Origin of the sequence: Rhizobium sp. CIAT894, from assembly GCF_000172795.2 — a bacterium.
Taxonomy (GTDB): domain Bacteria; phylum Pseudomonadota; class Alphaproteobacteria; order Rhizobiales; family Rhizobiaceae; genus Rhizobium.
The window spans coordinates 1,003,708-1,022,261 of the sequence record NZ_CP020947.1 but is presented as its reverse complement, the minus strand read 5'-3'; the positions used below and the strand labels follow the sequence as shown (position 1 = coordinate 1,022,261).

23 protein-coding genes are annotated in these 18,554 nt (G+C 62.7%); 14 read left to right on the top strand and 9 right to left on the bottom strand.

The window, feature by feature from the left end:
• The first annotated feature begins 285 nt into the window (after positions 1–285).
• Positions 286–648, top strand: a complete 363-nt coding sequence (locus tag RHEC894_RS04995) for a hypothetical protein (protein WP_010069012.1) — start codon at positions 286–288, stop codon at positions 646–648.
• Positions 649–698: 50 nt separating this feature from the next.
• Here RHEC894_RS04995 and RHEC894_RS04990 read toward each other — a convergent pair whose 3' ends face one another.
• On the bottom strand, positions 699–893 hold the full coding sequence (locus RHEC894_RS04990; protein WP_010069013.1) for a hypothetical protein: 195 nt from the start codon (positions 891–893) through the stop codon (positions 699–701).
• The gene (locus tag RHEC894_RS04985) at positions 893–1,390 is read right to left on the bottom strand and encodes a DUF721 domain-containing protein (RefSeq protein WP_010069014.1); all 498 of its coding nucleotides are present in this window, start codon (positions 1,388–1,390) and stop codon (positions 893–895) included. The genes RHEC894_RS04990 and RHEC894_RS04985 overlap by 1 nt, the downstream gene beginning before the upstream one ends.
• 107 nt (positions 1,391–1,497) lie before the next feature.
• Between RHEC894_RS04985 and mutY the strand changes: the two genes are divergently transcribed.
• The 3 genes from mutY to RHEC894_RS04970 are packed head-to-tail and all read left to right on the top strand — an operon-like array spanning position 1,498 to position 3,588.
• Entirely contained in the window at positions 1,498–2,601 is a 1,104-nt protein-coding gene (gene mutY / locus RHEC894_RS04980; RefSeq protein WP_085736487.1) for an A/G-specific adenine glycosylase, read from the top strand.
• 2 nt (positions 2,602–2,603) lie between these two features.
• Positions 2,604–3,218, top strand: a complete 615-nt coding sequence (locus RHEC894_RS04975) for an HAD family phosphatase (RefSeq protein ID WP_085738858.1) — start codon at positions 2,604–2,606, stop codon at positions 3,216–3,218.
• A gap of 4 nt (positions 3,219–3,222) precedes the next feature.
• The gene (locus tag RHEC894_RS04970; protein ID WP_085736486.1) at positions 3,223–3,588 is read left to right on the top strand and encodes a nuclear transport factor 2 family protein; all 366 of its coding nucleotides are present in this window, start codon (positions 3,223–3,225) and stop codon (positions 3,586–3,588) included.
• 99 nt (positions 3,589–3,687) lie between these two features.
• On the opposite strand, the gene RHEC894_RS04965 is transcribed toward RHEC894_RS04970, so the two are convergent.
• The 4 genes from RHEC894_RS04965 to RHEC894_RS04955 all read right to left on the bottom strand — a co-directional run bounded on the left by RHEC894_RS04965 (position 3,688) and on the right by RHEC894_RS04955 (position 6,493).
• Positions 3,688–4,830 (bottom strand): site-specific DNA-methyltransferase, encoded by a 1,143-nt coding sequence (locus RHEC894_RS04965; RefSeq protein ID WP_085736485.1) that lies wholly within the window; start codon positions 4,828–4,830, stop codon positions 3,688–3,690.
• A gap of 186 nt (positions 4,831–5,016) precedes the next feature.
• The gene (locus RHEC894_RS32265) at positions 5,017–5,658 is read right to left on the bottom strand and encodes a hypothetical protein (protein WP_125460939.1); all 642 of its coding nucleotides are present in this window, start codon (positions 5,656–5,658) and stop codon (positions 5,017–5,019) included.
• Between the two features lie 158 nt (positions 5,659–5,816).
• Positions 5,817–6,167 (bottom strand): antibiotic biosynthesis monooxygenase, encoded by a 351-nt coding sequence (locus tag RHEC894_RS04960; protein ID WP_010069146.1) that lies wholly within the window; start codon positions 6,165–6,167, stop codon positions 5,817–5,819.
• Complete coding sequence (locus RHEC894_RS04955) at positions 6,164–6,493, bottom strand: NIPSNAP family protein (RefSeq protein ID WP_085736484.1); 330 nt, start codon at positions 6,491–6,493, stop codon at positions 6,164–6,166. The genes RHEC894_RS04960 and RHEC894_RS04955 overlap by 4 nt, the downstream gene beginning before the upstream one ends.
• Before the next feature lie 69 nt (positions 6,494–6,562).
• Between RHEC894_RS04955 and RHEC894_RS04950 the strand changes: the two genes are divergently transcribed.
• The gene (locus tag RHEC894_RS04950; protein ID WP_085736483.1) at positions 6,563–7,249 is read left to right on the top strand and encodes a metalloregulator ArsR/SmtB family transcription factor; all 687 of its coding nucleotides are present in this window, start codon (positions 6,563–6,565) and stop codon (positions 7,247–7,249) included.
• A gap of 20 nt (positions 7,250–7,269) precedes the next feature.
• On the opposite strand, the gene RHEC894_RS04945 is transcribed toward RHEC894_RS04950, so the two are convergent.
• Positions 7,270–7,515, bottom strand: a complete 246-nt coding sequence (locus tag RHEC894_RS04945) for a hypothetical protein (RefSeq protein WP_085736482.1) — start codon at positions 7,513–7,515, stop codon at positions 7,270–7,272.
• Between the two features lie 240 nt (positions 7,516–7,755).
• Here RHEC894_RS04945 and RHEC894_RS04940 point away from each other — a divergent pair, with 240 nt between their 5' ends.
• The 4 genes from RHEC894_RS04940 (at position 7,756) to RHEC894_RS04925 (ending at position 11,228) form a co-directional block, all read left to right on the top strand.
• Positions 7,756–8,328, top strand: a complete 573-nt coding sequence (locus RHEC894_RS04940) for a hypothetical protein (protein WP_085736481.1) — start codon at positions 7,756–7,758, stop codon at positions 8,326–8,328.
• 52 nt (positions 8,329–8,380) lie between these two features.
• Positions 8,381–8,722: a hypothetical protein gene (locus tag RHEC894_RS04935; RefSeq protein WP_085736480.1), complete on the top strand. Its 342-nt coding sequence runs from the start codon at positions 8,381–8,383 to the stop codon at positions 8,720–8,722.
• A 9-nt stretch (positions 8,723–8,731) separates the two neighbouring features.
• Positions 8,732–9,178, top strand: coding sequence for a hypothetical protein (locus RHEC894_RS04930; RefSeq protein ID WP_085736479.1), 447 nt, complete (start codon positions 8,732–8,734; stop codon positions 9,176–9,178).
• Positions 9,179–9,398: 220 nt separating this feature from the next.
• A complete protein-coding gene (locus tag RHEC894_RS04925; RefSeq protein ID WP_085736478.1) occupies positions 9,399–11,228 on the top strand; it encodes a methyl-accepting chemotaxis protein in 1,830 nt (609 codons plus the stop codon).
• 86 nt (positions 11,229–11,314) lie between these two features.
• Here RHEC894_RS04925 and RHEC894_RS04920 read toward each other — a convergent pair whose 3' ends face one another.
• Entirely contained in the window at positions 11,315–12,211 is an 897-nt protein-coding gene (locus RHEC894_RS04920; protein ID WP_085736477.1) for a LysR family transcriptional regulator, read from the bottom strand.
• Between the two features lie 191 nt (positions 12,212–12,402).
• On the opposite strand from RHEC894_RS04920, the gene RHEC894_RS04915 reads away from it, so the two are divergent.
• Positions 12,403–13,719, top strand: coding sequence for an MFS transporter (locus RHEC894_RS04915; RefSeq protein WP_085738857.1), 1,317 nt, complete (start codon positions 12,403–12,405; stop codon positions 13,717–13,719).
• A gap of 179 nt (positions 13,720–13,898) precedes the next feature.
• Entirely contained in the window at positions 13,899–14,588 is a 690-nt protein-coding gene (locus RHEC894_RS04910) for an HAD family hydrolase (RefSeq protein WP_085736476.1), read from the top strand.
• A gap of 324 nt (positions 14,589–14,912) precedes the next feature.
• Here the strand turns inward: RHEC894_RS04910 and RHEC894_RS04905 are convergent, their stop codons facing one another.
• Positions 14,913–15,554 carry a hypothetical protein gene (locus tag RHEC894_RS04905; RefSeq protein ID WP_085736475.1) on the bottom strand — a complete coding sequence of 214 codons (642 nt, stop codon included), beginning with the start codon at positions 15,552–15,554 and terminating at the stop codon, positions 14,913–14,915.
• A 72-nt stretch (positions 15,555–15,626) separates the two neighbouring features.
• Between RHEC894_RS04905 and RHEC894_RS32860 the strand changes: the two genes are divergently transcribed.
• The 3 genes from RHEC894_RS32860 to RHEC894_RS04890 are packed head-to-tail and all read left to right on the top strand — an operon-like array spanning position 15,627 to position 18,541.
• The gene (locus RHEC894_RS32860; RefSeq protein WP_164517664.1) at positions 15,627–15,821 is read left to right on the top strand and encodes a hypothetical protein; all 195 of its coding nucleotides are present in this window, start codon (positions 15,627–15,629) and stop codon (positions 15,819–15,821) included.
• Positions 15,818–17,242, top strand: a complete 1,425-nt coding sequence (gene thrC / locus RHEC894_RS04895; RefSeq protein ID WP_085736473.1) for a threonine synthase — start codon at positions 15,818–15,820, stop codon at positions 17,240–17,242. The genes RHEC894_RS32860 and thrC overlap by 4 nt, the downstream gene beginning before the upstream one ends.
• 3 nt (positions 17,243–17,245) lie before the next feature.
• Positions 17,246–18,541, top strand: a complete 1,296-nt coding sequence (locus RHEC894_RS04890) for a pitrilysin family protein (RefSeq protein ID WP_085736472.1) — start codon at positions 17,246–17,248, stop codon at positions 18,539–18,541.
• Positions 18,542–18,554 lie beyond the last annotated feature (13 nt).

Genomic DNA, 18,554 nt, shown 5'->3' with positions numbered 1-18,554 from the left:
CGCTGTTGGCGCGCCTCCAGCCTCTCGCGATCCTCAATCTCCGTCATCCCAGGGCTTGATGACCATGGGATCCATGGCCCCACTGATGGATGCCGCATGGATCAGGAGAATCAAGAAATTCTTAAACTAGCAGCCACTCCCCCGCACGCCACCACGGCGAAACTGGATTGCCGTGGTGCAGGTCGCGGCGCGCGGTCAAAAGCGGAGGATGACTTTCAATGTCTAATAACAGGCGTTAACGCTTTAGATCGAGTGTTCGGATGGCTGTTCAGCGGGATAATTTGAATGCATTCCTTGACCAAAACTTTTCTCTATAACGTGCTCCTTGCTGTCATATTGGCCATGAGCGTCACCAGCGCGCTCGCCTCCGAAGACAGCGGGACTATCATCTTCAATAAAATGCTTAAATGTTTGAAGCTGCCTGCGGACACTCCAAGCGCTTATGACTTCATGGTTGTCGCGGTCATCAAAGATGGCTCTGCTGATTTTTTATCCATCAATTTCCGCGCGCCGCCATCCGAATGGGAGAAAACCGCGGCCCCATTGGTCGCTGATGCGATCACACAGTGCGAGCCCTATCCGTCTGTCTCGGGCAGGGTCGAATTCGTCGTCACTCGCGAGCGTGTTGAAGCAGGATCAAAAAACTAAACGCCTGGAAGACGGTTTGCCTCGATTGTCATGAGCGAACAAACTTCCGCTCAGGCTGGCTTGCCTGCAAACTGTGCACGGATCGCCTGACGACGTTCTTCGGGCGGCTGGTCCTTGGTCTCGGCGAGGAGCTTGCGCATGCGCGGGCTGAGGACCAAGCCTTCAACCGCACTAATCTTTTCGGCACTGGCCTGGGTTAGGCCGCCGGTCTTGGCGCTACCGGTCAACTCAGGCATCTTGCTCATCAGCGTCCGCTCCCTCGCTTGCCCATCACCGCGGTCCCCAAGCGCTGGATCGCCTGGCGCAGCTTGTCGCCCTCGATGCCTTCCATCATGCCTTCGAGCTTGCGGGCTGCTTCGCCCTTCAGCGGCGGCGGGGTGCGGGAGCGGCGGACGGCTTGGGAGACCGGCTTCTGGACGATGCGGATCTGGTGGACGGCGGAAAAGCCGAAGAAGCTGTTGATGCGCTGGATGAGTTCGCCTTGGGCATGGGTGAGGAAAAGTGCGCGCGCGCCCTCGCAGGCGATCGTCAGCACGCCGGGGCGGAAGCCGCCCTCCTCATTGCCGCCGCGGGCCCAGGCGATCTTTTCCGGCCGGGTGCAGTCGGCGAAATCCTCGCCGGCGATTTCGTCCCAGGAGCCGAGCAGCGCCGTGTTGATGCCGGCGCGCCGCGCAAGGACGGGATCGATCAGCCCATTCGCCAGCTCGGAAATCTGCTTTGCACCTTTGCGTGGATAACTCATCGAAAACCTTGGGCACCCTACCAATCGCACAGGGAATTGGCGGGAGCGACTTGATCGCGCGGCATTGCTTCGCCAAGTATAGGCACTTCCCCCGATCCCGGCAAATCATGACGATCACCACACCCGACACGCCCTCCGCAAAGCCCCTGCTCGACTGGTACGACCGCCACCATCGCGATCTGCCCTGGCGCGTTTCGCCCGGCATGGCGGCCGGCGGCGTCAAGCCCGATCCCTATCACGTCTGGCTGTCGGAAGTGATGCTGCAGCAGACGACGGTGCAGGCGGTCAAACCCTATTTCTCCAGGTTTCTGCAGCGCTGGCCCGAGGTGACCGATCTTGCGGCCGCCGAAAACGACGCCGTCATGGCGGCCTGGGCCGGGCTCGGTTATTACGCGCGGGCCCGCAACCTGAAGAAATGCGCCGAGGCGGTGGCGAAAGAGCATGGCGGCGTCTTTCCCGATACCGAGGAAGGGCTGAAGTCGCTGCCCGGCATCGGCGATTATACGGCGGCCGCCGTCGCCGCCATCGCCTTCAACCGGCAGGCGGCTGTGATGGACGGCAATGTCGAGCGGGTGATCTCCAGGCTTTATGCGATCGACACACCGCTGCCGGCCGCAAAGCCTACAATGAAGCAAAAGGTGGCGCGGCTGACGCCCGCCGATCGGCCCGGCGATTTCGCCCAGGCGATGATGGATCTCGGCGCGACGATCTGCACACCGAAGCGGCCGACCTGTTCGCTCTGTCCGTTCCGCGGCGCCTGCGAGGCGCTGAGGCTTTCCGATCCCGAGCTCTTTCCGGTCAAGGCGGCGAAGAAGGAAAAGCCGGTGCGCCACGGCGCGGCCTTCATCGCGGTGACGGAGGATGGCGAGATCCTGCTCAGGCGGCGCGCCGAAAGCGGCCTGCTCGGCGGCATGAGCGAGGTACCGACGACAGGGTGGACGGCGCGCCTCGACGGCGAGACCTCAGTCACCGCCGCACCCTTCGATGCAGCCTGGCAGGCCTGTGGCACCGTCATCCATGTCTTCACCCATTTCGAGCTCCGGCTGTCGATCTGGCGGGTGGCGATCGCCGCCAAACCACAGATCGGAAACGCGACGAATGACGAATGGTGGGAGCCGGTTACAAATCTTGAGGCGCAGGCCTTGCCGACCGTCATGAAAAAAGCGATCGCAGCGGCTATTCCTCTCGCGTTCAAAACATCCAAGGCATGATCATGACCACTGAGATAAGACACATCGTTTTCGACATCGGCAAAGTTCTTATTCATTACGATCCGCATCTTCCCTTCGCCCGCCTCATTCCCGATGAGACGGAACGCAACTGGTTCTTCGCCAATATCTGCACCCACGACTGGAACATCGAGCAGGACCGCGGCCGCACCTGGGAAGAGGCCGAGGCGCTGTTGATTGCGGAGCACCCTGCCCGCGAAGAGCATATCCGCGCCTTCCGCAAATACTGGCACGAAATGGTGCCGCACGCCTATGACGACAGCGTCGCCATCCTGGAAGGGCTGATCGCCGAGGGCCGCGACGTGACGATGCTGACCAACTTCGCCTCCGACACCTTCCGCGAGGCGCAAGAGCGCTTTCCCTTCCTCAAGCTGCCGCGCGGCGTCACCGTTTCCGGCGATGTCGGCCTGATCAAGCCGGATCTGGCGATCTACGAGAACCATACGAAGAGCTTCGGCCTCGATCCGAAGGCGACGATCTTCATCGACGATGCGCCTGTTAATGTCGAAGGCGCCAGGGCGTTCGGCTGGAATGCGGTGCTGTTTTCGGGCGCCGACAAGCTGCGCGGCGATCTTGCCGCTTACGGCGTGAAGGTCTGAGGCCATGGCTTTCGACCCGGCAGAGGAAATCGAGCGCTTCCACGCCGCGATCAACGCCCTCGATTTCCCCACGATCGAGGCCTATTTCGCCGAGGACGCCACCTATGTCTCGAACGGCGTCGGCAGTCTTGCCGGCCGCAGCGAGATCATGGCCGCCTTCCGGCAGTATTTCGATGACTATCCCGATCAGACGGCGGAAAATTCGCTTGTCGAGACCCTGACGCCGCTGTCCGGCCGGGCTGTCTGGTCGCTCCGCGCCACCCATAGCAAGACGGGCAAGCCGCTGATCCGCGAGGGCGAGGAAACGATCACCTTCAATGCGGAAGGCCGCATCACCCGCGTCGATGTCACCGACTACAAAGACTTCTGAAAATAGAAGACGCCCGGGGTTCGAGCCCCGGGCGCCTTGGCCTTCTTCCGCAACTGGAGGAAACCGGAAGAAGCTATTTCGATCCCGCGAAGGTGCTGCTCACTCCACCTTTGCCAGATCACTGCGGATGACGGACCTGAGATCGTCGATCGGGCGCAGGGACTGCCCGTCTTCGAAATGCCAGAAGGTCCACCCGTTGCATGCATCGAGACCCTGCACCTTAGCGCCGAGACGATGAATAGAGCCGGCCTCGCCGCCTGAAGCGACGGTGCCGTCGGCGCGCACGATCGCGCTGTAGCGGCGCCTGACGTCGGTCAGCACCTGGCCGGCCTTGATCAGGCCGCTTTCGACGAGCACGTTGAAGGCGACGCGCACCTCGGCCTTCTTGCCGGTCATGACGGTCAGTTCCGCCTTGCCGAGCGGCTCGACGGCGGCGATGCGGGCGGACGCCGCATCGATATAATCCTGCTCGCGCTCGATGCCGACGAAGTGGCGGCCGAGACGCTTGGCGACGGCGCCCGTCGTTCCCGAGCCGAAGAAGGGATCGAGCACGATATCGCCCGGTTTGGTCGAGGCCATGATGACGCGGGCGAGCAGCGCTTCCGGCTTCTGGGTCGGATGCACCTTCTTGCCGTCCTCGCCCTTCAGCCGTTCATTGCCGTTGCAGATCGGGAACAGCCAGTCGGAGCGCATCTGCACGTCGTCATTGGCGGCCTTCATCGCATCATAGTTGAAGGTATAGCCCTTGGCCTTGGCGTTGGGGCTTGCCCAGATCATCGTCTCATGGGCGTTCTGGAAACGGCGGCCCTTGAAATTCGGCATCGGATTGGTCTTGCGCCAGATGATGTCGTTGAGGATCCAGAAGTTCAGATCCTGCAGCGTCGCGCCGACGCGGAAGATATTGTGGTAGGAGCCGATCACCCAGATCGAGCCCGTCGGCTTCAGCACGCGGCGGCAGGCGAGCAGCCAGGCGCGGGTGAAGGCGTCATAGGCCTCGAAGGAAGCGAACTGATCCCATTCGTCATCGACCGCATCGACCAGCGACTGATCGGGACGGTGCAGCGATCCGCCGAGCTGGAGATTATACGGCGGATCGGCAAAGATGACATCGACGGAGTGGTTGGGCAAAGCCTCGAGCGCGCTGACGCAATCGCCCTTGATGATCGTGTCGACCCAAGAATCCGGCCGGGAACCCGACCGAATGGAAGCCTTGAGGTCGGCAAGCGGAAAAACTGATGCCATTCTGATACTCACTCATACGCTCTACGCTTAACTCTCCGTTATGGTTACGCAACTTAGTTACCAAAGCCTGAAGGGGTGGCCGATTTCGGGAATTTATTGCGCCGGCGGTCGGGTGAGCGAGCGGGAATGGCCGGCTGCCAGGCGGCTGAACGAGCAATGCTAAAACCTGTCCACTCTACAAGCCAGTCAGCGCAATCGCGGACGGTCAAAGTACTCGATTCCACCTTCGCACGGAACGTCTCCGATGTTCCCAGATCGAACAGCGGTCTCCAGGAATTGCCGTATCTTTTCAGCTTTCGGCAACAGGCGACGCGTTAGTCGCTCGAGGCACGCGCTGGATTGCGAGAAAACACATCGGTCAGGACGATTATGGCCCTCCCAATCCGGCAAGCTCAATCCGAAGAACCGCGCTATCACAAAGCGCATGGAGCCTGCCCTGTGAGACTTATCCATGGCCTCCAACGATATGCTCCGCAAAGTAAGATCCAGCCCTTGCTTGTTCTTGATTGCCAATGCCGCAAGGTACACCGATATCTCTCTTGAGGAAAATCCTGGTATATTTGGATGAGCTCCAAATTCTGCATAATAAGACAGATCTACATATGACCATTTTTGTGGATCAGAGCGAGTATCCCACATCCTCAACCAATATGCCGAGCACTCTTTCTGCTTCGAGGTTGCAGCACTGGCTGAGATACTCAAAAAGCAGAGCGCTACAAACAAAACTTTGCTGTAATTTCGGCGCTGTTCAACAGGGCCGTACGACAGGAAATTGAAAGAAACTGGCCAGTTGCGTTTTTTTCGTGCTAGCTGGCTTTCCTGAACCACGATGTAAATCTCCGATCGAAAGGCTCCCCGCGGCCTGTCAAAAGCAATCGATAGACGAAACAAATTCGTTGTCACGCGTATAGTTCGAACGGGTTACGCCAGTTGCAGTTTTCACAGCGCCAGCCTGGCGACCGCGCGGGATGCGCTCGCTCTCGACCTCACGCCGCATCGTGAACGCTACGGCTGTCGGCCGGCGCCTCGTCGCGTTCGAACATGCCGTAATCGCGCAGGACGCTGGCGATGCGCAGGCGGTAATCGGCGAAGATGCCGCCGCGGCCGGCCTGTTGGGCGGCGCGATGGGCTTCGAGGTTGCGCCATTGTCGGACGGCCTCCTCGTCGCGGAAGAAGGAGAGCGACAGCAGCTTGCCGCGGTTGGTCAGGCTCTCGAACCGCTCGATCGAGATAAAGCCGTCGATCTTTTCGAGTTCGGATCGCAGCTCGCCGGCGAGGTCGAGATATTTGTGGCGTTCGCCCATATAGGGCACGACTTCGAAAATGACGGCGATCATGGCATCACCAGCTTGGTGTGAGGGGCGGAGACATTTTTCAGGAAGATGCGGTCTTCCCTAAGGATGAAGCCTTCGCGCCTGGCAAATTCGTAATTGTCGCGGCCGAGCGGATCGGCGGCCAGGCTGGCGCGATAGGCCTCGTAGGCGGCGAGGCTTTCGATATTGTAGACGCCGTAGGCCGTCGTCGCCGAGCCCTCGTGCGGGCCGAAATAGCCGACCAGGTCGGCGCCGTTCCGGGGGATTGCCTGGCCCCAGTTGCGGGCATATTCGGCAAAGGCCTCCTTTTTGAAGGGGTCGATCTGATAGCGGATGAAGCAGGTGATCATCGGTTTCTCCTTTGTGCCTGCCCGTTTTCGCACATTGCCTGACGGCGATGCTTCGGTTACGATCGAAGTATGAAGGAAGGTCCTGACATTGCGCAGATCGGCGCGCTCATCGGCGATCCGGCGCGGGCCAACATGCTGGCGGCGCTGACCGGCGGCCGCGCGTTGACGGCGACCGAGCTTGCCGGCGTCGGCGGCATCACGCTGCAGACGGCAAGCACCCATCTCGCCAAGCTCGAAGCCGGCGGGCTGCTTGCCCAGCGCAAACAGGGGCGCCACCGTTATTTCACGCTCGCCGACGAGGCCGCCGCCCGGCTGATCGAAAGCATGATGGGTTTTGCCGCCGGGCGCGGGCATCTGCGCCACCGGCCGGGGCCAAAGGAGCCGGCGCTGCGCAAGGCGCGCATCTGCTACGATCATCTGGCCGGCGATTACGGCGTGCGCATGCTCGACAGCCTGATTGCATCAGGCGCGATCGACGCGGTCGGAGAGGGTCTGGCGCTGACCGAAAAGGGCGAAAACGATCTCAAATGCATCGGCATCGATGTCGGCGATCTCAGATCCTCACGCCGGCCGCTCTGCCGCTCCTGCCTCGACTGGAGCGAAAGGCGGGCGCACCTCGCCGGCAGCCTCGGCAAGGCGCTGCTCTCAAGCTTCCTCGACAAGGGGTGGGCGCGACGCACGGCGGAAAGCCGCTCGATCATGTTTTCTCCGGAAGGCGACCGGCAGTTCCTGAGGCTGTTTCCGGTCGATGCGTGAGCAAATCAGGCCTCGGACGATCAGATAGAGGAGGCTGCCAGATCAGGTGACGTCGAGCAGCCCTTCTTCCTCATCTTCTTTTCGATCTTTGCCCTCTTTTTGGGCCCCTCGCCGGCATGTTTTCCGCCGGTCAGACCATGATCCATCATCGCCTGCAGCTCTGCACAGCTTCTGTGGTTGCCGCCCTTGGCGGCGACGTCGGCGGATGTGAAGGCAAATAGCAGCGCTGCGGCTGCCGCCGATGGAACAAGAGCTGACAGCCTCATGGTCCCTCTCCTCTTGCCGGCCATACTACGATCGAGCCCGCGAACCCGCAATGTGTCGCGCCGTCGCAGAATGGCGGCGCTGGCACAGCCCGATCGCGATGAGGCATCAGACCAAGGTCGGGGCGCCTATCCGACTGAGGGCTTAGGAGAGGAACAGTGGGGTGTAACCGAAGTTTGTCAGGCAGCTCTCCATCCGCTGCGGATGCGAAAGCGGCTCAAAAACAAACGGAGGAATACCCCATGATGAAGGTAACACAGCTGGCATTGGCAGCGGCCTTTCTCGCCGGCACTGCGGTGACTGGCTTTGCTCAATCGTCAAGCACGGTCGGCACCGGCGGTTCGTCGGCTGGCGGCGGAACTGCGAGCAGCACCATCGGTACTGGTGGCAGCTCTGCCGGAGGCACTTGCCCTGCCGGCGCAACCAACTGCAATTCCGGCTCGTCCTCGACGCTCGGCACCGGCGGCTCGTCGGCTGGCGGCGGCTCGTCGAGCAGCAGCGTCGGCACCGGTGGCTCTGCCGCGGGCTCAGGGTCCGGCTCCGGTTCTGCTTCGACGCTCGGCACCGGCGGCTCGTCGGCCGGCGGCGGCACGTCGAGCAGCAGCGTCGGCACCGGAGGCTCTGCCGCAGGTTCGGGCGATGCCAACTCTGCCTCGAGCGTCGGAACCGGCGCTTCGTCTGCTGACGGAGACAAGACTGGCAGCACCGTCGGCACCGGCGGCAGTGCTGCCGGAACTTCGCACGACAGCAAGGGCAAGAAGGGCTGCGCACCCGGCCAAGTGAAGAAAGACGCCGCCGGCACCAAGGGTTGCTGACGCTGTCGGCCGGCGCCGTTGCGGCGTCGGCCAAACCCTTGGAGATAAGACAATGACCCAACTTTCAATCGCACTAACCGCGTCGCTGGTTCTGGTCGCCGGATATGTCATGGCCGAGGAAATCAAGCTCGACGACGGAACGACATGCACCATCGTCCAGTCCCAGGCCGGCGATACATCCACCACGGTGACAGCCGGCAACGGCCATGTTTCGTCGTCGACCACATCAGGCAGCGGCTCGGCCGGCTCCTCCTCCTCATCCGCCATCGCCGGCTCCTCGGCCGGATCGGGAAGCGTCGACAGTTTTTCCACGGCGAGCATCACAAGGCCTGACGGCACCGTCATTACAAAACGCTCCGACGGAACCTGCTCGCTGACGAAACCGACGAAATAGGAGAGGACGATGAAATATCTCAACTTTATCACAGCCGCTGCCATCGCGCTGCTCGCGTCGAGCTCGGCCGTTTTTGCAGAGGAGTGCAACGCGGCCGGAACTGTAGGAACGGGTGGAAGCGCTTCGGCCGGAGGCACATCGGCAAGCTCGGTGGGAACGGCGGGCACCTGCCGCACCGATGGCGGCGCGACATCTTCGATCGGATCGGGGGGAAGTGCGGCCACCGTCGACGGCAAGGCGCAAAGCAAGACCCATATCAACGACAACAATGGCGACAAGCTCAAGGCCCAGACCAAGGCCCAGGCCGTCGACCAGGGAACGTTCAGCAAGTCCCGCACCAAGACCAGCACCGATGGCAGCGCCCTGAAAAGCACGACCCGCACCATGTCGCATGTGCCCGGCGAGAAGCCGGTCAAAAATACCACCAAGCAGAAGATCATCCTGCCGGAACAATAAGTTGACGGGCTCGCCTCGAAACGGAGGTAAGCCCCTGTTTTGGCGCGATTGCGGTCGGCCCTGCCCTTCTCCAGGCCGATCCCGCCGCGCATTCAACCGCTCATCGAATGAGCCGAACTCTGCAACCTGTTGTTTTTACGCGGCTTCGCGACGCCTCGCTGAGAAATCATTAAGCATGTTTCGATACTCTCAGGTTCTACATTAACGTGAGAGCCCCATCATGGCGTCGATCCAGCATAAGATCATCATTGCAAGCATCGCGATTTTCGCGTTGGCCGGCGGCGCCACGGGCGTCGGCATCTGGTCTGCGTCCACCCTTTCTGCAAACAGCGACAATGTCGCCCAGTCAGCGCAAATTCTGCGCAACCACATGCAGGCCGATATGATGCATGACGCGCTGCGCGCCGACGTGCTGGCGGCCCTGCTGGCGTCCAACCCGGCAGCAGGCATCGACGCCGGCGCGGTAAAGGCCGATCTGGCGGAGCATAAGGCATCGTTCCGGGAGATGATCGACGCCAACAGGGCGCTCGCCACCGACGAAAAGACCAAAGCGATCCTTGCCGGCATCGAACCTGCCCTCATCGCCTATGTCGAAAGCGCCACGAAGATCATCGATCTTGCCGGCCAGGATCCGGCGGCGGCATTGAAGGCCCTGCCTGAATTCATGGCGCAGTTTTCCGCGCTGGAAACGGGAATGGAAGAGACCGGCGACCAGATCACCGCGACCTCCGACGAAATTTCAAAGCGCAGCGCTGAGGTCAAGGCCTCGGTGGGCGTGGTTCTGAAGGCACTTCTGGCTCTTGCTGCAATCTTCGCCATCGGCCTTTATTTCCTGACCCGCAAGAGCGTCACGAAACCCATCCTCGCCCTTTCCAACGATATGCAGAGGCTTGCCGGCGGCGACACGTCCATTGCCAGCAGCGCGATCGGCCGCAGCGATGAAATCGGCGCAATGGCATCGGCTGTCGAAGTTTTCCGCCAGGCGGCGATTGCCAACAAGCAACTCGAACAGGACGCCGAGGCAGCGCGCCTGCAGGGCGAAGCCGAGCGGGTCACGGCACGCAAACAGGCCGACGAGGATGCCGCCGAACGGCTGCGGGCGGCGACCTCAGGTCTTGCCGCCGGCCTGAAGCGGCTTGCCGCAGGCGATCTCGCCTTCCAGATCGAAGAGCCCTTCGCCCCTGATTTCGAGAGCCTCCGGCATGATTTCAACATGTCGATCAGGCAGCTCGACCAGACGCTTGGCGCGATCGCCGCGGCCATTACGGCAATCGACGAAGGCACAAGGGAAATCGCATCCGGGGCCGGCGACCTGTCGAAGCGCACCGAACAACAGGCAGCCTCGCTCGAAGAAACCGCCGCAGCGCTCGATCAGATCACCGCCAATGTCTCGAATTCGAGCAAGCGCACCGACGAGGCGCGCACGGAGGCGACCGATGCAAACCGCAATGCCGCCAAGTCCTCCGAGGTCGTGTCGCATGCCGAAGAGGCGATGCGCCGCATCGAGGCGTCGTCGCAGCAGATCTCGAGCATTATCGGCGTGATCGACGAGATCGCCTTCCAGACCAATCTGCTGGCGCTCAACGCCGGCGTCGAGGCGGCACGCGCCGGCGAGGCCGGCAAGGGCTTTGCGGTGGTGGCTCAGGAAGTCCGCGAACTCGCCCAGCGATCGGCGAAAGCGGCGAAGGAAATCAAAGGCCACATCGAAAAATCGTCGGAGGAAGTGGAAAGCGGCGTCAAGCTGGTTCTCGACACCAGCCAGGTTCTGAGCGCGATCAGCGAACAGATTGCCCGCATCAACCAGCACATGGATGCCATCGCCGTCTCGGCAAGGGAGCAGTCGACCGGCCTTGCCGAAGTCAATACCGCCGTCAATTCCATGGATCAGGTGACCCAGCAGAACGCGGCGATGGTCGAGCAGTCGACTGCCGCATCCAGCCAGCTTGCGCAGGAGGCCGCCAAGCTGCGCGAACTCGTTTCCCGCTTCAAGCTGCGGGCGGCGGCTTCGGCGCAATCGGCCGGCCGGCAGCGCGCGCAGTGGGCCGCCTGACTGCTTCGTTCAAAAACGCGCTGCGCCCTAACAGGATCGTTCATTCCAGCGAAACCGGGCGCAGCGCCAGCTTTGGCTGGGCTCACTCAGCTTACTGAGTGGAACGTCTCAAAAATCAGCGCCCTCAGCCAGCGATGCGCGGGATCTGCATCCATACGGGGGTGCCAAGCCTGGACGATGTTGAAACCCGGCACGGCAACCGGCAGGTCGAAGGTCCTGATTTCCCGGATCGCCGCCGATTTGCAATAGGACTTTGGCACCGAGCCGATCAGGTCGGATGCCGCCGCAACGGCAATCACCGCCGGAAAGCTCGGCACGATCAGCCTGACGTCACGCTCATGGCCGAGTTCGGCGAGCGCCCTGTCGACGGGGCCGGCATAGTCCGCCTGCGGCGAAAAGACCACATGGCCCAATGCGGCGTAATGTTCGGCCGTTATCCCTGCATCGAAGATCGGATGCCCTGCTCTGGCGACACCGACAAACCGATCCTCGAACAGGGTCTGGCAGCGCAGTTCGCCGCCATCGCGCGGCAGGACGCCGATATCGAGATCGACCGCCGCGTCCCGCAGAGCCTGAAGGTCCTTGTCCGATCTCGGCGCAAAGCGAAGCCTGATCCCCGGCGCAGCGTCGGTCACGGCGGCGCTGAGATCGGCGGCGTAGAGAAGCACGAAGGCTTCGTTGGCACGGATCGTGAAGTGGCGGCGCACCTCCCGGATCTCCACGGTCGATGGCGGGCTCAGCACCGCCTTCACGGCGTCCTTCAACACCTGCACGTCTTCGGCAATCGCCAGGGCATGGGGTGTGGCGACCATGCCGCGCCCGGCCGGCACCAGGATCGGATCGCCGAGTGCCGCCCGCAAGCGCGACAGCGTCCGGCTCATGGCCGATGTGCTGAGGCCAAGCCGGCGAGCGGCGGCCGATACGCTCTGTTCGCGCAGCAGCGCATCCAGCGCCACCAGGAGATTGAAATCGAGATCGGACATGGCGCAAGTCTAATCAGGCATGGCGCCAGACGCAACAGTCAATTGCTTCGGTTGCGTCTGGCGCAGGAGATCGACGCGAGCTAATGAATCGGCCATCCCATAAGCACCGAGGAGTTCCCATGTCCCTCACCTGCACCGCACCGATCGCCCAAGACGGCCTGGCATCGCCGCGGCGGTATCTGGCTGTTGCCCTGCTGCTTCTGACGATTGTTCTCGTCGTTCTGGACGGAGCGATCGCCAACGTCGCCTTGCCCTCGATCGCGCTTTCGCTGCAGGCGCAGGCCGAGAGCACCGTCTGGGTCGTCTCGGCCTATCAGCTGGCCGTGCTCGTCGCCATTCTTCCCTGTGGGGCGCTCGGCGAAATCTATGGCGCGCGGCGGGTCTTCCTGATCGGCGTCGCACTGTTCACCGCGGCGTCGGCGGCCTGCGCCCTGGCGGGCGACCTGCCCCTGCTGATCCTGGCGCGTTTCGCGCAGGGGCTTGGCGCCGGCGCGATCATGGCGCTGGCGATGATGAACCTGCGCCAGGCCCTGCCGCAGCACATGCTGGGCCCGATTATCGGCATCAATGCCATGGTCATCGCCATTTCTTCGGCTGCCGGCCCGGGCATTGCCGGCGCCATCCTTTCCGTCACCAGCTGGCCCTGGCTGTTTGCGGTCAATATACCGCTCGGCATCCTCGTTCTCATCGGCGGCGGCCTGCTGGGGCACGTCGAAGGCGCCAGGCGCAAGCTCAAGGTGAAGGCGCTGCTCGCCAATACGGCGATGTTCATCCTGTTCTTCTCCGGCGCCGATCGGATTGCGACCGCGCCGGTCAGCGGTGCGGCCCTCATCGCCGCGTCGCTCGCCTGCCTTTTCGGCCTGCTGCGCCTCGAACGCAACAGCGACGTCCCGCTCGTCCCGACCGACCTTTTGGCGACACCGGCATTCCGCGTGGCCGTCATCGCTTCGATATGCTGCTTCTGCGGCCAGATGCTGAGCACCATCGCGCTCCCCTTCTACCTGCAACACAGGCTGCACATGACGCCGGTTCAGGCGGGGCTCTACATGATGCCCTGGCCGGCCGCGACCGCGATCATCGCGCCGATCTCGGGGCGCCTGGCAAACCGCATCAAGACGGCATGGCTTTGCGCCATCGGCGGGGCGCTGCTGGCGTTCGGCCTTCTGGTGGCCGGCCTGGCGCCGCCCGACCCGAAAGGCATCGCCTTCCTCATCGGCACGGTGATCGCCGGCCTCGGTTTCGGACTGTTCCAGACGCCGAACAACCGCATTCTCCTGCTTTCGGCACCGAAGGCCCGCAGCGGTGCGGCGGGCGCCATGCAGGGCACCGCGCGGCTTCTCGGCCAGACCCTCGGCGGGATCTCCATGTCGGTCATTTTCGCAACATTGCCGTTGTCGACGGCACTCGACTTTGCGGTCGTCATTGCAGCGGGCTGCGCTGCCATATCAAGCCTGGTCAGCCTGAGCCGGGCGCGTTATGAAGCGGCGGGACAGCCCGGCGCGGCGTGAACGTGCTGGGCGGCCGCCCGGATGGACGTGGGGGTTCACGGAGCCGGTCGCTTGTCGCAGCGCAGCCATGCTTGGGATCCGGTTGAGCTTTGGCCGGGCATCGTGTAAAGCCGCAGCATTCCCGGACCCAGGCTTTCAGCCCAGACCTTCAGCCCAAACTTTCAGCAAGGCGTGAACATATGGACGGCTTCGACCTCATCATCTTCGACTGCGACGGCGTACTCGTCGATTCGGAAATCATCGCCGCGGAAGTCGAATCCGCGCTGCTGACGGAGGCCGGATATCCGATCAGCGTCGAGGAAATGGGCGAACGCTTCGCCGGCATGACATGGCGCAACATCCTGCTGCAGATCGAGCGCGAGGCGAGCATCCCGTTTTCGGCCTCGCTGCTCGAAAAGTCCGAGCAGATGCTCGACCTCAGGCTCGCCAGCGACGTCAAGGCCATTGCCGGCGTCGAATTCGCCGTCTCCAGGCTGCCGATGAAGCGCTGCATCTGCTCGAATTCGAGCAGCAAGCGGCTCGACATGATGCTCACCAAGGTGGGGCTGAAGCCGCTGTTTGCGCCTGATATCTTCTCCGCCAAGGATCTCGGCCCCGACCGCGCCAAGCCGAAGCCCGATATCTTCCTGCACGGCGCCAGCCAGATGGGCGTTTCCCCCGACAAGGTTGTCGTCGTCGAGGATTCCGTGCACGGCGTGCATGCGGCCCGCGCCGCCGGCATGCGCGTCATCGGCTTCACCGGCGCCTCGCACAGCTATCCCGCCCATGCCGACAAATTGACGGATGCCGGCGCCGAAACCGCAATCTCCCGCATGAACGACCTCCCGGGCGTCGTTGCCGCGCTGGCGGCATGGGAAGGGGTGCTTTAAGGGCTGGGCGCTGGGCTGGCCTCTCGGCGCCATGCAGGCGAGCGGTTGACGGCCGCCGAACAAATTCAGCGGAGTGCTTGCAGCTTGGATACTCGGGTCAAGTCCGAGTATGACGGAGAGTGGGGAGATCAACCGGCAAGAGGCGAGATCTCTGGAGGAATTCCAGCAGAATGCGCGAGCGGTTTTGCTTGCGCATCGCGTAAAATAAAAACGGCAATTCCAAGAAAATTACTTCACACTTGCGGTCCTAGCCGCATGCGTTCCCCCACCCTCTGTCGTCCTCGGGCTTGACCCGAGGACCCATGCGGGCGGGCACTTCTTTTCTTAGCTGCTCTTCTTGCTCTTCGCCGGCTGGGTGTCGAAGCCGATGTTGACGCGCACCAGGGCGCCGGCGCCGACCGGCATTTTGATGCCGTCCTTGCGGAAGATCACCTGGGTGCCCGGGGCGCCGGCCGGGATTTCGGTCGGGAATTTGGTGACCTCGGAATAGAGCACGTTCTCGCCATCGACGATCGAGACACGGATCGGCAGCGTCACCGGGCCGGCGGCGCCGGCCGGGCCGGTGATCAGGCGCAGTTGGGCAACGACGGTCATCGTCAGGTTCGTGTCGCTGAGCGAGCACTGGCGGGTGTAATCGCCGAAGGAGGCCTGGAAGACGATCTGCTGCGGATCGTCCTTCTTGCCCTTGGCATAGGTGCGGAAGATCGCATCCTGGTCACGCATGAAGATCTGCGGGCAGGCGCCCTGGACGACGGGGGCGACGGTGCCCTGCGCCGTCTTGGCGGTGCCGATCGAAGGATTGTTCGAGGAGGGGTTGGCGGGCGCCAGCGGCATGATCTGGGCGGTACCGCTCGGCTGGGCCGCCGCCGGCTTGCTGTCGCCGCCTAGGCCGATCGTATCGCAACCGGCGAGCAGGGCAAGAACAGATGCGGAGACGATGAGACGCGAGACCTTGCCGAGCACCATATTCCATCCCTTGTACAAGCGTTTCTTGGAGGCCCCATGTCTTTTTCTCGAGGCCTTTCATGACGGTTTGCGATGGTCTATATCAGCGGCGCAAACAAAAATCGATTGGGTAAGCACCGTTTTGATGCACTTTTCGCCGCCGGATGCGGGCAACTTCAACAGGATACCCGCGATGGCCCGCATCAAGGGCAGCCCCTCTCCAATTTTCGGCAGGGCGCGCCACAGCTGCGCCCGGCCGGATTTCTTCCAGCGATAAATCAAGGATGACGAACGTGGACTATATCTCGACCCGCGGCGAGGCCCCTGCCCTCGGCTTTTGCGACGCCCTGCTGACCGGGCTTGCGCGCGACGGCGGGCTTTACGTTCCCTCGAAATGGCCGAGCTTTTCCAAGAAGGAAATCCGGGCGCTGCGCGGCAAGAGCTATCAGGAAGTCGCCTTCACCATCCTGTCGCCCTTCACCAATGGCGAGATCCCCGACGACACCTTCAGGGCGATGATCGACGAAGCCTACGGCACCTTCCGCCATCCGGCGATCGCGCCGCTCGTGCAGACCGGCCCGAACAGCTTCGTCATGGAGCTGTTCCACGGCACGACGCTCGCCTTCAAGGACGTGGCGATGCAACTGCTGGCGCGGCTGATGGATTATGCGCTGGAAAAACGCGGCGAGCGGGCGACGATCGTCGGCGCCACCTCGGGCGATACCGGCGGCGCGGCGATCGATGCCTTTGCCGGCCGCGAGCGCACCGACATCTTCATCCTCTTCCCGCACGGCAAGGTCTCGCCGGTGCAGCAGCGGCAGATGACGACCTCGACCGCGTCGAACGTGCATGCGCTGGCCGTCGAGGGCAATTTCGACGATTGCCAGAATCTGGTGAAGGCGATGTTCAACGACGCGGCCTTCCGCGACAAAGTGCGTCTGTCCGGCGTCAACTCGATCAACTGGGCGCGTATCATGGCCCAGATCGTCTATTATTTCACGGCCGCCGTCGCACTCGGTGGGCCGGATCGGAAGATCTCGTTTACGGTGCCGACCGGCAATTTCGGCGATATTTTCGCCGGGTACTGCGCCAAGCGCATGGGCCTGCCGATCGACCGGCTCGTCATCGCCACCAATGAGAACGACATTCTGGCGCGGACGCTGAAGACCGGCCGTTACGACATGAAGGCGGTCAAGGCGACGACCTCGCCGTCGATGGACATCCAGATCTCGTCCAACTTCGAACGGCTGCTGTTCGAAGCCTATGGTCGCGACGCCTCCAAGGTGCGCGCGGCGATGGAAAGCCTCAAGCAATCCAACGGTTTCGAGATCGGCGCCGAGGCACTGAAGGCGATCCGCCGCGATTTCCGGGCCGGCCGCGCCAGCGAGAGCCAGGTGGCCGAGACGATCCGCAAGACCCATGCCGAGACCGGCTATCTGCTGGATCCGCATTCGGCGATCGGCGTTTTCGTCGCCGCCAAGAAAGAAAAGCCGAATACGCCGATGGTGACGCTTTCGACCGCGCATCCGGCGAAATTCCCGGTCGCCGTAAAATCGGCCTGCGGTATTGACCCGGCGCTTCCGACGTGGCTTGCTGATCTGATGCACAGGGAGGAGCGCTTCCAGATCATCGAACCGGAGCTGAAAGCCGTAGAAAGCTTTATCGGCAAACACGCCCGCGGCGAGACGACGGCAGGCGCAGAAAGATAGCCAATGACAGTTGAGTGCACCCGGCTGAAATCCGGGCTGACAGTAGTTACAGAGACCATGCCGCACCTTGAAAGCGTTGCGCTCGGAGTCTGGATCAAATCGGGATCGCGTAACGAGACGGAAGACGAGCACGGCATCGCCCACCTGCTCGAACACATGGCCTTCAAAGGAACGGGGCGCCGCAGCGCCCGCCAGATCGCCGAGGAAATCGAGGATGTCGGCGGCGAAGTCAACGCCGCCACGTCGACCGAGACGACCTCCTATTACGCCCGCGTCCTCAAGGACCATGTGCCGCTCGCCGTCGACATCCTTGCCGATATCCTGACGGAATCGGCCTTCGAGGAGGAGGAACTGGAGCGTGAGAAGCAGGTGATCCTGCAGGAGATCAACGCGGCCAACGACACGCCCGACGACGTGGTGTTCGACCGCTTCTCCGAGGTCGCCTATCGCGACCAGACGCTCGGCCGGCCGATCCTCGGCACGCCGGAAACCGTCGTTTCCTTCACGCCGCAGCAGATCCGCACCTATCTCGGCCGCAACTACACGACCGACCGCATGTTCGTGGTCGCCACCGGCGCCGTCGAGCATGAAGAATTCGTCCGCATGGTCGAGGACCGTTTCGCCAGCCTCCCGACAGAGGCTTCGGCCCCGCCGGTGATGGAAGCGGCACGTTATATCGGCGGCAGCGTACGCGAACCGCGCGACCTGATGGACGCGCAGATCCTGCTCGGCTTCGAGGGCAAACCCTACCATGCCCGCGATTTCTACTGTTCGCAGATCCTCGCCAATATCCTCGGCGGCGGCATGTCCTCGCGGCTGTTCCAGGAAGTGCGCGAGTTCCGCGGCCTCTGCTATTCCGTCTATGCCTTCCACTGGGGCTTTTCCGACACCGGCATCTTCGGCATTCATGCCGCCACCGGCGGCGAAAACCTGCCGGAACTGGTGCCCGTCATCATCGACGAGCTGCACAAGTCCGCCGATCAGATCCACCAGAAGGAAATCGAGCGCGCCCGCGCCCAGATCCGCGCCCAGCTGCTGATGGGCCAGGAAAGCCCGGCTTCGCGCGCCGGCCAGATCGCAAGACAGATGATGCTCTACGGCCGGCCGATCTCCAATCCGGAGATGATGGAGCGGCTTGAGGGCATCACCATCGAGCGGCTGACGGATCTCGCCGGCCGGCTGTTCTACGACACGGTGCCGACGCTTTCGGCAATCGGGCCGCTGGAACAGCTCGCACCGATGGAAGACATCACCGCCTCGCTTTCCGTCCCGGCGTCGAAGACGCTGCAGGCAAGCTGAGCCGACGTCTGTC